This is a genomic window from Nonomuraea turkmeniaca, from assembly GCF_005889735.1.
Lineage (GTDB): Bacteria > Actinomycetota > Actinomycetes > Streptosporangiales > Streptosporangiaceae > Nonomuraea > Nonomuraea turkmeniaca.
This window is the reverse complement of the sequence record NZ_VCKY01000006.1, coordinates 58,935-73,197: the sequence shown is the minus strand read 5'-3', so window position 1 is coordinate 73,197 and position 14,263 is coordinate 58,935. Positions and strand designations below refer to the sequence as shown.

Below are 14,263 nucleotides of genomic sequence, written 5' to 3'. Positions count from 1 at the left end.
GCAGTCACAACACAGGTCGGGGCTCGCTATCATCATGGGTCGTCGCCCGCGGGAAGCCGTGGGCGACGACTCACACCTTTCTTTTACCGCGAGCACGTAGAACGATGTCGTGAACGAACAACCTGCCGCAAAAGTGCTGATCGTCGATGACGAGCCGAACATTCGCGAGCTGCTGTCCGAGGCTCTTGAACTGAATGGCTTCGCCGTGCGGACCGCCACGGACGGCCGCGATGCGCTGGCGGCGGTGGCCCGGGAACGACCCGACATCGTCGTGCTGGACGTGATGATGCCCGGCCTGGACGGGTTCGCGGTCGCACGCAAGCTGCGCGAAGCCGGCAACAGCCCCATGGTGCTCTTCCTGACCGCCAAGGACGCGGTGTCCGACCGCATCACAGGGCTGACCGCCGGTGGCGACGACTATGTGACCAAGCCGTTCAGCCTGGAAGAGGTGGTGCTGCGGCTACGGGCGATCATGCGCAGAATGCGGCCGGTGGAGGAGCAGATCGACGACGGCGTGCTGCGGTACGCGGACCTCGAGCTCGATGAACAGGCCCACACCGTGCGGCGGGCCGGGCGGGCGATCCATCTGTCACCGACCGAGTTCAGCCTGCTGAAATACCTGATGATCAATGCCGAACGGGTGGTCAGCAAGGCGCAGATCCTCGACCGCGTGTGGGACTACGACTTCGACGGCGAAAGCAGAATCGTCGAGTCCTACATCAGCTACCTGCGGCGGAAGATCGACGCCGAGGGCCCGCCGCTGATCCACACGCTGCGCGGCGTCGGCTACCGGCTACAGGGGCCGTCGTGAGAGCGGCCTGGCCCCTGCGACATCGGCTGCTGGCTGCGCTGCTCGGTCTGTGCGCGGCCGGCCTGGCGGCCTTCGCTACGGCAAGCCTGCTGCTCCTCGGCCACTCGTTGCAGACCAAGATGGACGCTCAGCTGACCGAGGTGGCCGCCACCTTCGGCAGGCGCCCGGTGCCCCCTCCGCCGCCGGTCGACGCGAGCCGGGCCGCCGAGCTTCCGACGCAGTTCAGGATCACGTTCTACAGTCCCTCCGGGAATCTGCTGCGCAGCCTGCCCGCCGAAACCGCCGACGGGCCGGCGATCCCCACCACAGTGATCTCCACACCCCCCCGAGGTCCGGTCAACGTGTCCGCCAGGACGGGGCCGGAACAGTGGCGCGTGCTGGTGAAGAGCCTGCCCGACGGCAGCCGCATGGCGGTGTCGATGTCGCTGGAGCCCAACCAGGCGACCGTGCACCAGATCCTGGTCATCGAGGTGGCGGTGGGCGGCCTGGTGCTGCTGCTGCTCGGCACACTCGCTCTCGCCGTGGTCCGGCTGGGGCTGCGCCCGCTCACCCGCATGGAGCGTACCGCCGAGGCCATCGCGGGCGGAGACATCGACCGCAGGGTCAGCGACACCGACCCGAACACCGAGACGGGACGGCTCGGCAGGGCGCTCAACATCATGCTGGAGCGCCTGGCGACCGCGCTACGCGAGTTCGAGCGCTCCGAACGGCGACTGCGTCATTTCGTCGCCGACGCCTCCCACGAACTTCGCACGCCGCTCACCTCCATCCGGGGCTTCGCCGAGCTCTACCACCACGGCCAGGGCCCCAGAGACCCGGCGGCCGAGCGGCTGCTGCGCAGGATCGAGGCCGAGGCCGCACGCATGGGCGTCCTGGTGGAGGACATGCTGCTGCTGGCCCGGATGGACCAGGAGCCCACGCTGGAGCCCAGCGTCGTGGACCTGCACGTGCTGGCCGGGGACGTGGTGCATGCCGCCCGAGCCCGCGAGCGCGAGCGGCCGATCCGGCTGATCGTCTCCGATGAGCCGGTGTTCGTGCTCGGCGACGAACACCGCCTGCACCAGGTCATCGCCAACCTGGTCGGCAACGCTATACAGCACACCCCTTCGGGTGCGGAGATACGTGTCAAAGTCGGCCTGCGCGCAGTCGCCGGGGTCGCCGCTCCCGGGGTCGTGCACGCCGGTTCCGGGCCCGTCCCCCATGTCAGAGCCGCGCTGATCGAGGTGAGCGACGAGGGGCAGGGCATCGATCCCGCGCACCTGCCGCACCTGTTCGACCGCTTCTACCGGGCTGACGCGGGCCGCTCGCGCGACAGCGGCGGAACGGGCCTGGGCCTGGCCATCGCCGCGGCGCTCGTACAGGTACACGGCGGCCGGATCGAGGTGACGAGCACTCCAGGCCGCGGCACCACCTTCCGCGTTCTTCTACCGCTTGAGCAGCCTCAGGACGGCTGAGCGCACCAGCTGTTCATCTCCAGGTCAGACACGATTCACACACTATTCCCAGCTTCGTGCTGTCAGATGTGTGCTGACGAAAGGAGGGACATGCTGAAAAGGTTCCGCAAACCAGCCGTTTCCGCAGCTGGCAGCAGCGATCAGCCAGTGTCCGGCGTGGAGATGGACGGTGACCAAGGTCACCGGCTGCGGGCCCCGAGCAAGCTGCACGCGTTCAACCGGTACGAGATCAAGTACCTCGTGGACGCGTCGGAGGCGGTGGCGCTCAGGGAGGAGATCGAGCAGCGGCTTGATCGCGACCGTCACAGCGGTGACCAGGGCTACGGCATCTGGAGCGTCTACTACGACACCCGGCAGCTGCGCTTCTACTGGGAGAAGATCGAGGGCCTGAAGTTCCGCAGGAAGCTGCGGGTGCGCCACTACGGCGACAGGTTCGCCGTGCAGGACGACACGCCGGTGTACGTCGAGATCAAGCAGCGGGTCAACCGGGTCACGCAGAAGCGCCGGGTGCGCCTGCCGTACCGGGACGCGCTGCTGCTGTGTAACGGACGGCAGATGGTCGAGCACGAGCCTTCTCAGCGAGCCTTCCTGGAAGAGGTGCTCGACCTGGTGCTGCGTCTGGACCTGCGGGCCGTCGCGATGACCGGCTACCAGCGGCACGCGTACATGGGCCGCGACGCCGACGTGGGGCTGCGCGTCACCTTCGACCACCGCATCCGCGGCCGGGACCGAGACTTCCACCTCGGCGCCGACACCGACAACCGGCTCATCGTCCCTGCCCGCAAGGCGATCGTGGAGGTCAAGGCCAACGACCGCGTGCCGTACTGGCTGACCGACCTGACCGCCAAGCGGAACCTGCAGGTGGTGCGGGTCTCCAAGTACTGCCAGAGCGTGGAGGCCCACGGGCTGGCCCCGCGTTCGATCTTCCACATTCCGGACCACGACCTCGATCTCGGCCGTCCCCGGCCGACCATTCTCTCGGAGGCATGACCCCCCATGGACTTCTCCTTCCAGGACCTGTCCGGCACGTTCAGCGTGGCTGACATCGCGATCGCGATGTCCCTGTCGTTCGTGCTCAGCGCGATGATCGGCTGGGTCTACCGGGCGACGCACCGCAACGTCTCCTACAGCCAGTCGTACGTGCAGACGCTGGTCATCCTCGGCATGCTGATCTCGCTGATCATGCTGGTCGTCGGCTCGAACATCGCCCGCGCGTTCGCCCTCGTCGGCGCGCTGTCGGTGGTGCGTTTCCGCAACGCCATCAAGGAGACCCGCGACGTCGGGTTCATCTTCCTGGTGATGGGCGTCGGCATGGCCGTCGGCACTCGCTTCTACCTGCTGGGCATCGTCGCCGCCGTGGCGATCTCGCTGATCATCATGATCATGCACCGGTTCAACTGGTTCCAGCTCAACGTGCGCCGCCAGGTCGTCAAGGTCCAGGTCCCGTCGGACGAGGACTTCACCGCCTCGATCCAGGACGTGCTCATTCGGCACACCGACGAGTTCGAGCTGGTGAGCATGGAGTCGATCAGGGCGGGCGCGCTGACCGAGCTGATGTACACGGTCAAGATCAAGAAGGGTGGCGAGCCCGCTGACCTGATCGCCGCCCTGCGCGAACGCAACCACGGCCAGTCGGTCACCGTCCTGACCGGATACGACCAGACCGACCTGTAGGCCCGGCACATGGCACAGTCCAAGCAGCTCAAGCACCGCATCCCGGTCAAACTCCGGCACAACTGGAAACTGGTCGCGCTGTGCGTGGCGTTCCTGGCCGCCTGCTGGGGCGTGTTCGGCAGTGGGACGATCCGCCCATATGTCACCACGGCCCAGGCTGCCGAGGCCGAGACCGTCACCACGAACCTGACCGGCACCAAGGACCTGTTCGACGCCTCCGTGGCGCACGAGGTGAAGCTCACCTTCACCGACCAGGCGTACGAGGACATGCTGACCGAGTACTTCAAGGAAGGCGAGAAGAAATACGTCGAAGCCGACCTGACCATCGACGGCACCCGCATCCCCAGCGTGGGCGTCCGACTCAAGGGCAACTCCACCCTGGGGGGACTGACCTGGAAGGGGCAGTCCAAGCAGCGGGCCATGCCGGGTGGCGGGCAGCGCCCGGAAGGGATGCCCGGGGGCTTTCAACCGCCCGAGGGCTTTCGACCGCCTGGCAATGGACAGCCTCAGACCGGGCAGCCGCAAGGTAATGGGGGGCCGCCCGGAGGCGGCATGATGCGCTCATCCCTCAAGGCCGAAGAGCCGGAGAACCTGCCGTGGCTGATCAGCTTCGACGAGTTCGTGGAGGGCCGCCGCTACCAGGGCCACAGCCAGGTGGCCGTGCGGCCGGCCGCGATGGGCTCGACGACGATGCTGAAAGAGGCGCTGGGCATCTCGCTGGTCGGCGCCGCCGGCGAGCCGACCCAGGGCTCCGCGTACAGCTCCTTCACGGTCAACGACCGCTCCTCGACGCCGCGTCTAGTGGTGGAGTACCTGGACGAGGGTTACGCGGAAAACCTCGGCGACGGTGTGCTGTACAAGTCGCTGGCCAGCGGCTCCTTCACGTACAAGGGCGAGGACCAGACCGATTACACCACCGACTTCAAGCAGATCAACAAGGTCGGCGGCAAGGACCTGCAGCCGGTCATCGACTTGGTCAAATGGGTGAACGAAGCCTCCGACACCGAGTTCGCCAAGGGCCTCGCCGACCGCTTGGACGTGGAATCGTTCGCCCGCTACCTGGCCCTGCAGAACATCATGGTCAACTTCGACGACATGGCCGGCCCCGGCCGCAACTACTACCTGTGGTACGACACGGGCACCAAGAAGTTCAAGGTCATCACCTGGGACCTCAACCTCGCCTTCAACGGTGACGCCAAGAGCGGCGTGAACGACACGATCGGGATGGGCGGCTTCGGCCGAGGACGTCCCCAGCAGAACCAGCAGCAGGGTCAGCAGTCGCAGACTCAGCAAGCGCAACCTCAGCAGCAGGGCCAGCCGCCTCAGGGCTTCACTCCACCCGAGGGCGGCGAACAGCGGCGTGCACAAGGCGGCGGGATGCGCATGGGCGGCCACCCCCTGAAGGAGAAGTTCCTCAAGAACGCCACCTTCAAGAAGCTCTACGAGGAGCAGTACCGCGCCCTGTACGCCAAGCTGCTGAGCAACGGCACCGCCTCCGGCCTGCTCGACGACCTCGTCGCCTCCTACAAGCTGAACGAGAAGGCCGACACCGCCAAGGTCGACGCCGAGGCGCAGACCCTGCGCACGTTCCTGCAGACCCGGACCGAGGCACTGCGCTCCGACAAAGCGATCAGCGGCACCTGACACTTTCGCGGCGAGGGGTACTCCGGGCTCGGCCCCGGAGAACCCCTTACCGCGGGGCTCAAGAACTCGAATCACTTCCAGCGCTGAGCCCTTCGTCCAGTGGGCGGAAGGGCTCAGCGGCACCGAGTGACTGGTCCGGGTCGCCTGGGATCATGATTCATGATCCTGTCTACGGTGTACGCCGTAGCCCGGCGCCTGCTGTCTTTGCCCCGCGCTGCTGCTACAAAGGAGCGTCTCCAAGGAGGCGGAACTGCTGGTGCTGCGGCATCAGAGCGCGGTCCCGCGCCGTCAGGTCCCTCGGGTGCGTTACGAGCCGGCCGATCGCCTGTGGTTGGCGGCGCTCTCGCACCTGATACCCCGACCCCAATGGGGGGGATCTTTCCGACAACAGTCACCGACATGACGAAGCGGAAGTTCCTGATCCGCGACCGCGGCGGCCAGTTCACCGATGCCTTCGACACAGTCTTCGCCGACGCCGGCCTGCGCGTCCCAAGAGCCCACCGCAGGGCCCGAAAGTGAACGCGCGCTGCGAGAGGATCACCGGCATCCCGCGCCGCGAACTCCCGGACAGGAGGCTCATCCTCAACGAGCACACATCTACGCCGAACCCTCACTCGCTACCTGGCGCACGATAATGCGGCCCGACCTCGTCCAGGGTCTGGTGGCGGCCGGCGGTGTATTGAGTGGTGAAGATCTCTTCGCCCAGCATCTGGCGACAGGTGGCGGCGATTCTGTCGGCGTCGGCACGTTCCGCTGGGGACTGCGGGAGGGCGGTGGCCTCGCGGGACGCCGCCGCCGCGCCGAGGAGCCGGGCGGCCTGGGCGTGGGCGCCCGCGAGGGCCATGGCCCCGGCCAGGCCCTCCGCGGCGGAGATCGCGCCGTGCGGGGCGTCGAGCTTGCGTGCCGCGTTGTACGCCTCCAGGTGCAGGGCGCGGGCGGCCTCGGCGTCGCCGCGTGCCTCGGCGGTGAAGCCCAGTTCGACCAGGACCATCGAGAGGTACAGGGGCTCGGCGCCGCCTCCTGACTTAGCCCGCCGTACCAGGTTGCCGAGGTGCTCCTCGGCGAGATCGAGCTCGCCCTGCCTGCGGGCGGCGCAGCCGAGGCCGATCTCGGCGAGGATCTCGCCGCCCGCGTAGTCCTGTTCCGTGGCGAGGCGGAGGGCGCGCTCGCACAGCTTCCAGGCCTTCGCGTAGTCGCCCAGTTGCACGTGGGTCCAGCCGAGCCAGGCGAGTTGACCGCTGACCTCCGGCCACAGGCCCAGCTCCTCCGCCATGTGCACACCTTCCCCGTGCAGCCTGGCGGCGCGGTCGGTGTCGCCGGTCAGTTCTGCCAGGCCGCCCAGCCAGCCCGATGCCTGCAGTTGACCCCATCGGTCGCCGAGCTCGGCGAACAGCTCCGCGCTTCTGGTCGCAGCCCGCTCGAGTGCGGTCAGGTCGCCGCGTACGTGCGCGAACTGGGCGCGAGTGCTCAGCGCCGCCGCCTCGCCCCACCGGTCGCCCGCGGCGCGCAGGGCCTCCAGAGCCCTGTCGAGCAGGTCTTCAGCGGCTTCCATCTCACCCAGGTTCACCAGCGCGAAGGCCAGGAACCACGCGGCCCTGGCCCGCTCGCCCAGCTCTCCGGCGAACACCTCCGCTGCCTGCTCCCGGCGAGCCGCCCACTCGGCACTCCCGCCCTTCAGAACGGAGATGCCCACAAGCCACGCCATCGCCACGGACCGCCCCACGCCACCCGCCGCGGTGAGGGCGGTTTCGAGTGAGCGACTGGCTTCGGTCAGGCGGCCGCGGAGGTACCAGTACCAGGTGAGGGCATTGGCGAGACGGAGGGTCAGCTCCGGGTGAGCGCCGTCCACGACGGTGCGGAGGTTGGCGGCCTCCGCGTCGAGCAGGCCGAGCCACTGGCGCTGGTCGGGGCCGTAGAGGTGGGGGGCGGCTCGTTCAGCGAGATCGGTGTAATAAGCATGGTGGCGGTGCTGTACCTCATTCAGGTCACCCGCCTCTCGCATGCGTTCCACGCAGTAGGCGGCGACCGACTCCAGCAGGCGGAAGCGGTTTCCCGCCCTGGCCACCAGCGACCTGTCGACGAGGCGGGCGAGCAGGTCGAGGACGTCCTCGGCGGCCACGCCGTCGCCGGGGCACACGGCCTCCGCCGCCTCCAGGATGCACCCGTCGGCGTGTACGGCCAGGCGGCGCAGCACGAGCCGCTCCTGCTTGGTCAGCAGCTCCCAGCTCCAGTCGATCATGGCGGTCAGCGTCTTCTGGCGGGGAGGCGCACCCCGATGCCCGGTCGCCAGCAGCCTGAAGCGGTCGTCCAGCCGCTCCACCAGGCCGTCCACGCCCAGCGCCCGCACCCTGGTGGCGGCCAGCTCCAGCGCCAGCGGGATCCCGTCCAGCCGCCTGCACAGCAACGAGACGGCGGGGGCGGTCGAGTCGTCGAGCCGGAAATCGCTCTGCGCGGCCGCCGCCCTGGCCGCGAACAACCGGACCGCGCTGTCCTGCTCCAGCGGCGGCACGTTCCACACCACCTCGCCAGGCAGCGCCAGCGGCTCCCTGCTCGTCGCCAGGATTCGGAGTTCCGGCGCGGCCCGCAGCAACGCCTCCGCCAGGTCCGCCACCTGGTCCACGACGTGCTCGCAGTTGTCCAGCACCAGCAGCACCCGCCGGTTGCGCAGCGCACGCGCCAGCCGGTCGCGTGCCGAACGCGGCTCGCCGCCCGGGTCGCGGATCTCCATGACCGCCATCACGAGCTCGGCCACCTCGCCGGACCGGGGCATGGAGGCCAGCTCGACCAGCCAGACACCGTCGGCGTGGGCGGAGAGCAGCAGGCTCGCCGTCTCCACGGCCAGCCGCGTCTTGCCCACCCCGCCGGACCCGCAGAGCGTCACCAGCCGATTCGCCCCGAGCTGTGCGGATATCGCGGCCAATGACTCGTCCCGTCCGATCAGCTCGGTGAGCGGAGCGGGCAGGTTGGTGGCGTGCCGTACCGCTGGAGCGAGGTCAGGGTCCTGGGCGAGGATGGCCCGCTGCAACTCGGCCAGCTCGGGGCTGGGGTCCAGACCGAGCTCCTCTCCGAGCCGTTCGCGCAGGTCGGCGTAGCTGTCCAGCGCCTCGCTCTGCCGTCCGGCCCGATACAGGGCCTTCAGGTGTACGGCACGCAGCCGCTCACGCAGCGGATGCCGCGCCACCAGGTCGGCCAGCTCCCCGGCGAGCAGGGCGTGTTCGCCCAGCTGCAGTCGGGCCTCGGCGTGCGCTTCCACGGCGGTCAGGCGCTGCTCCTCCAGCCGGGCGATCGCCGCCCTGGCGAACTCCTCGTCGGCGAAATCGGCGAACGCCGGGCCCCGCCACAGGGCCAGCGCGTCGGCCAGCAGCGCGGCCCGCGTTCCCGGGTCTTTCGCCGCTTGGGCCTGCTTGGTGAGCTCGGTGAACCGGCGCGCGTCCACGGCGTCCGCCTCCACCTGCAGCAGGTAGCCCGCGGGCCGGTGCGCCACGAGGTTCCGATCGCCCAGCGCCTTGCGCAGCTGCGAGACCCTGACCTGCAGCGTGGCCGATGGATGGGCGGGGGCGTCGTCTCCCCACAGGTCGTCGACGAGCCGGTCGGCCGACACCGGGCGGCCCTCGTGCAGGAGCAGGTCGGCCAGGATCGCGCGGACCTTCAGCCCACGGATCGTGACGGGCACGCCGTCCGCGTCCCACACCATCAGCGGGCCAAGCACCCCAAACCGCATGACCGCCACCCTATGCCGGAGCGGTAAGAACGGTGGAGGGAACCGGTAAGGGCCGCCCAGCACAGTAGTCACATGGCAAGCAACGAACGGCTGCGGGTGGCGGTGATCATCGGTAGCACCAGAAGCGGCAGATTCGGCCCGACGGTGGCCGAGTGGTTCGCCGCCCAGGCCCGCAGGCGAAGGGAGCTGGAGGTCGACCTCGTCGATCTGGCCGAGGCACGGCTGCCCCAGGTCCTCACCGACGAGGACGAGGAGCTGCCCGCCGAGGTGCGGGCACTGGCTCCGCGGCTGGCCGCGGCGGACGGCTTCGTGGTGGTGACCCCCGAGTACAACCACAGCTTCCCCGCACCGCTCAAGACCGCCATCGACTGGTACTACGCGGAGTGGCAGGCCAAACCGGTCGCCTTCGTGTCGTACGGCAGAGAGTCGGGCGGCCTGCACGCGGTCGCCCAGCTCCGTGAGATCTTCGCCGTGCTGCGGGCGGTGGCCGTCACCGAGACGGTCAGCCTGCCCTGCTACTGGGATCTCTTCGACGCCGACGGCTCCTGGCCCAAACGGGGCGCGAGCTGCCATGCGGCGGCCGGAATCACGCTTGACCAGCTGTCATGGTGGGCCCGTACGCTGCGGGACGCCAGAAACGATCGCCAATGGAGAGAACAATGAGGAAAGTCATCGCTTCGACCTACACCACGCTCGACGGCTACATCGACGAGCCGCAGAACTGGTCGTTCGACTACCGGACGGACGATGCCACCCAGTACGCCCTGGACCTGATGCGCAGGTCGGACGCCCTGCTGGCGGGGCGGGTCACCTACGAGGGGTTCGCGTCGGTCTGGCCGACCAGGCCCAGCGACGAGTTCTCCGACCGGATCAACGGCATGCACCATTACGTGGTCAGCGACACCCTGGAGAAGGCCGACATCTGGGGCACCTCCACCATCATCAGGGGCGAGAACCTCGTCGAGGAGGTCACCAAGCTCAAGCAGCAGCCGGGCGGTGACATCATCATCTACGGCACCGGGCAGCTGACCGACGCGCTGTCGCAGGCCGGGCTGCTCGACGAGTACCACCTGTGGGTGCACCCCCTCATCCTCGGTGAGGGAGAGCCGCTGTTCAGGCGTGAGTCGAAGGCCAAGCTGAAGCTGCTGGAGAGCAAGACGTTCAGCTCCGGCCTGGTCATCCTGGTCTACCAGCCCGAGCAGTAGACCAGGATGATCATTGCGAACCCGCCTGGGTCAGCGGAATCCGCCGAAGGCCAACGCCGTGGTGGAGGGTGATCGAGGTCCGCCCGCTGGGGTGACGTCCCCGACCGGGCCGCGCTCATCCGCCTCGGCGGTGCGGTGCTGGCCGAGCAGGCCGACACCACGTCCGTGGAGGTGACCGTCACTGCCGCCGTCCGGTGGCTTGGTGGTGCGGGTGGAGGTGTGCGCGTACGAGCGGTGTGATCGAGGTGGCCATGTGGGCGTAGCCGGCGGCGTTCGGGTGCAGGCCGTCCGGCAGTAGGTGCTCCTGGGCCGGTCCGAACACGTCGAGCCCGTCGATCAGGTGAACATCCGCGTCGCCGTGTTCGCGCAGCAGGCGTACGGCCTCGGCGATGTCGGCACGCATCTCGGCCAGGCTCATTCCGGTCTGCCCGGTCTGCTCCTCGCGGCTGGGGGAGAAGATCGGCGACATGACCAGGATCGGCACCCGGGGGTGGCCGTCCCGGACGGTGCTGACGAATCCCAGGACCGCGGGCAGGAACGAGCGCTTGGTGAACGTGCCGGCGCCGTAGACGTTGACGCCGAGGCAGGTGATGATCACTTCGGCGGGGCGGTCCCGGATCAAGCGTGCGATCATCGGGTCCAGGTGGCACTCACCGTCGAATCCGAGACAGGTCAGATCCAGGCCGAGGTTACGCGCGACCAGGGCGGGCCAGGTTCGCGTCGGCGATGCGGCCGCGCGGCACTGGGTGATCGAGCTGCCGTAGGTGATGAGCCGCGGGGGAGGCGTGGCCGGTGTCACCCATGTTCGCGCCGACTCGTCGACGGCCAGCTCCACCAGCCGGAAATCGCCGCCGTGGGGTAACCAGATTTCCGTGATCTTCTCGCCGGCCGGCAGTTCGGCGAAGTGAAAGGACCCGTCGGAGGCTACGGGTGCGTCGACGACCGTCCCGTGCACGACGAGGTCGACCGGCCCGATGCCGTCGGCCGACAGGCATCGCCCGCGCAGCACGGTCGCGTCGGTGCCGAACGTGATCCTGACACCCGCCTGCGCCCGGGCATGGCCTTGCAGCCGCCGGCCGGGGAAGAGGCGAAGCCGGCCGGGGAAGAGGCGAAGCCGGCCGCGGGGCAGCCGCCAGCCTCGCGACCAGCCCGCCGCGTGCTCGACCTCGATCGCACCGGCCCAGGTGAGGACGGAATCGCTCGCCGGGATCGACCGCAGAGCCTTGCTGGGGAAGATGTTCATCGGGAGACCTGCCAAGTGGTGAAAGCGCCATGGGCTGCCCGGATGTGATATTGCCGGGAGGGTGACCAGTGCGGACGTCGCTTCGCTGCTCGACGCGGCCTGGCACGACCATCACGAACGGATGCGGGGCCGCTCGTTCTGCCCCCGGCCTGACACCGGGCCCGGCGTTCCGCCGGCGAGCGTCCGTACCGTTGTCGAAGGCCTTCGGGTTCGTTCGTGGCTGGACGGACTCGATGGCCGATGTCACGCGTACACGCGAAGGGAGATCACGTGTACGGACGGGGCGCCGTTGGTGGCGGTGAGACGTAGCCGTACCGCGGTGGTGGTCACCGCCTCGCTCAGGTCGTGGACGCGGTGGCGGCGGCGGTTGCCGGTCTCGACGTGCTGCTCGACCCAGCCGCCGTCAGGACCGGCGGTTTCGATGACGTAGTCGCGGACCAGGGTGGGCATCTCGCGGCCGGGGGTGCGGTGGTGGTGCAGGTTGATGAGGTCTTCGTGCACGTCGTCGTCGAAGATCACGTCGATGTGGCGCACCACGGTCGGCTGCGGCCAGTCCAGTCGCAGCCACGGCTCGTCGTCGGCCGGGTCGGAACACCACATGTGCGGGCCGCTGCCATAGGGCCGCTGGTAGCCGTCGAGCACCCGGGCAGGCGCGAGCGCGTCGGTGTCGGGGCTGAGCCGGATCGCCGGCGCGCGGCGGTGCAGCGGGATCGACCGCCAGGCCAGCACCTGCTGCGACCCGAGCGGCATCTGGTCGTCCGGTGAGCGTTTGCCCGGCTGGTTGATCAGTGCCAGCACGCCCGGGACCGTGTTGTCCGCCAGATGCACGGTCACACCCGGAACACTGCGCAGGACCACGATGACCGGCAGGCCCTCGGGCAGCTTGATCGGCTGCCCGGCCAGGGCGAAGCGCACCCACTGCGGCCGGTCGCCGGCCACGGTGGCGGTCGCCGACGCCAGCTGCCGAGCCGGCACGTAGTTCTGGCCGCGGTCGCCGGCGCACACCTCGACGGTCACCTCGCCGTCGCCGCTGAGCAGCAGCGACACCGATTCCAGCAGCGGCCCGGCCGGTACCACGACCGCGATGTCGCTGGTCAGCTCCCGGGTCTCACCATTGGGCCGCAACGCCGGCGACCGGATGTACGACGACGCGGTCACGGACGCGGCGGCGGCCAGGTCGGCCGGGTCGTGCGCGGCCAGGCCGATGATCGAGCCGTCCTGCCGCAGCAGCGTCTGCACCAGGTCGCCGCTGTGTCGCTCGCTGAGCTCCCGCGGGCTGAGCCTGCGCTGCACGCACAACGCGGCGGCGGTGCCGGCGGCCTCCCCGAGGGTGCCGCACGTCGCCATCACCCGGGTGGAGCCGAACGCGACGTGGCTGGCGGAAATGTCGCGGCCCGCCATCAGCATGTTCGTGCAGTTCACGGAGTAGAGGCTGCGATAGGGCACGTGGTACACGCCGGTGGAGTACAGGTGTTTCGAGCCGGCTTCGGTGGCGTACATGCCGCCGGGCGGGTGCAGGTCGATCGACCAGCCGCCGAAGGCGACCCGGTCGTCGAACTCGACCTGGTCGATGATGTCGTGCTGGGTGAGGGTGTGGTCGCCGACGAACCGGCGGTACTCCCGTTTGCCGGGCAACGCACCGACCCATTCCAGGCTCATCATGTCGGCGTCGAACGTGCCGTGGTTCTTGATGTAGTCCCAGATGCCGTAGATGACGGACCACAACTCGTCGCGGATGCGCTCGTTGTCGTGCACCGTGTCGAGCTCGCCGCCCCACTCGATCCACCAGTACGCGCAGCCGTTGTCGCCGGCCCGGATGATCCGGTGTTCGGGGATCGGCGTGGCGGTGATGTCCTTGGCGAAGCGCGGCGGCACATACCGCGTCGGTTCGCCGGTGTCCTTCGTGTAGAACAGCAGCGTGCTGCCGAGGGTGATGTCGTCGGCGACCTCGGGCGCCCACGGCTCGCCGTACTCCGATCGGGCCTCCCTGCCGATCCGGTACCTCGCCTCGGCGAGGTGGCCTACCAGGCCGTCGCCGGTGCAGTCGAGGTACAGCGGGCTGTCGAACCGGATCAGCCGCTCCGAGCCCATCATCCAGCCGGTCACCGAGTCGATGCGGCGGGCGTCGCCGGGGCCGCCGGCGGCGACCTCGCGGACGTCGGTGTTGAGGAACAGCGTGATGTTCGGCTCGGCGCGGACCGCGTCGAGCACCACCAGATCCCAGTAGTACGGGTTGCCTTCCGGGTTGCGGTACTGGTTCTCGACCAGCAGTTCCCCCATGACGCCGCCTTCGCGGGCGAAGTGGTGCACGCCATGGCCGGTGGCGCCGCACACCCACACCCGTACTTCGCTGCTGGAGTTGCCGCCCAGCACCGGCCGGTTGGTGACCAGCGCGACCCGGCGGCCGAGACGCGCGGCGGCGATCGCCGCGCACACTCCGGCGAGACCGCCGCCGACGACCGTGATGTCCGAGGTCATGACCTCGTGTCGCATGAGCTGTCCTATCTCGCT

Annotated in this window: 10 protein-coding genes; 7 read left to right on the top strand and 3 right to left on the bottom strand. The window is 69.1% G+C overall.

The features are described from left to right. Nucleotides 1-109 precede the first annotated feature (109 nt). From ETD86_RS03090 to ETD86_RS03070, 5 genes are all read left to right on the top strand, one after another. Nucleotides 110-811, top strand: coding sequence for a response regulator transcription factor (locus ETD86_RS03090; RefSeq protein WP_138664536.1), 702 nt, complete (start codon nucleotides 110-112; stop codon nucleotides 809-811). Then, entirely contained in the window at nucleotides 808-2,265 is a 1,458-nt protein-coding gene (locus tag ETD86_RS03085; protein ID WP_211369796.1) for a sensor histidine kinase, read from the top strand. Before ETD86_RS03090 ends, ETD86_RS03085 begins: the two co-directional genes overlap by 4 nt. A 90-nt stretch (nucleotides 2,266-2,355) precedes the next feature. Beyond that, nucleotides 2,356-3,255, top strand: a complete 900-nt coding sequence (locus ETD86_RS03080) for a polyphosphate polymerase domain-containing protein (protein WP_138664535.1) — start codon at nucleotides 2,356-2,358, stop codon at nucleotides 3,253-3,255. 6 nt (nucleotides 3,256-3,261) lie between these two features. Further along, nucleotides 3,262-3,939 (top strand): DUF4956 domain-containing protein, encoded by a 678-nt coding sequence (locus ETD86_RS03075; protein ID WP_138664534.1) that lies wholly within the window; start codon nucleotides 3,262-3,264, stop codon nucleotides 3,937-3,939. A 9-nt stretch (nucleotides 3,940-3,948) separates the two neighbouring features. Beyond that, nucleotides 3,949-5,583: a CotH kinase family protein gene (locus ETD86_RS03070; protein WP_138664533.1), complete on the top strand. Its 1,635-nt coding sequence runs from the start codon at nucleotides 3,949-3,951 to the stop codon at nucleotides 5,581-5,583. Between the two features lie 610 nt (nucleotides 5,584-6,193). Here ETD86_RS03070 and ETD86_RS03065 read toward each other — a convergent pair. Further along, complete coding sequence (locus tag ETD86_RS03065) at nucleotides 6,194-9,304, bottom strand: AfsR/SARP family transcriptional regulator (RefSeq protein ID WP_138664532.1); 3,111 nt, start codon at nucleotides 9,302-9,304, stop codon at nucleotides 6,194-6,196. 72 nt (nucleotides 9,305-9,376) lie between these two features. Here ETD86_RS03065 and ETD86_RS03060 point away from each other — a divergent pair, with 72 nt between their 5' ends. After that, a complete protein-coding gene (locus ETD86_RS03060; RefSeq protein WP_138664531.1) occupies nucleotides 9,377-9,967 on the top strand; it encodes an NADPH-dependent FMN reductase in 591 nt (196 codons plus the stop codon). Further along, nucleotides 9,964-10,509 (top strand): dihydrofolate reductase family protein, encoded by a 546-nt coding sequence (locus ETD86_RS03055; protein WP_138664530.1) that lies wholly within the window; start codon nucleotides 9,964-9,966, stop codon nucleotides 10,507-10,509. The genes ETD86_RS03060 and ETD86_RS03055 overlap by 4 nt, the downstream gene beginning before the upstream one ends. A 178-nt stretch (nucleotides 10,510-10,687) precedes the next feature. Here the strand turns inward: ETD86_RS03055 and ETD86_RS03050 are convergent, their stop codons facing one another. Then, nucleotides 10,688-11,752, bottom strand: coding sequence for an SGNH/GDSL hydrolase family protein (locus ETD86_RS03050; RefSeq protein ID WP_138664529.1), 1,065 nt, complete (start codon nucleotides 11,750-11,752; stop codon nucleotides 10,688-10,690). 243 nt (nucleotides 11,753-11,995) lie between these two features. Beyond that, nucleotides 11,996-14,245, bottom strand: a complete 2,250-nt coding sequence (locus tag ETD86_RS03045; protein ID WP_138664528.1) for an FAD-dependent oxidoreductase — start codon at nucleotides 14,243-14,245, stop codon at nucleotides 11,996-11,998. Between the last annotated feature and the right edge of the window lie 18 nt (nucleotides 14,246-14,263).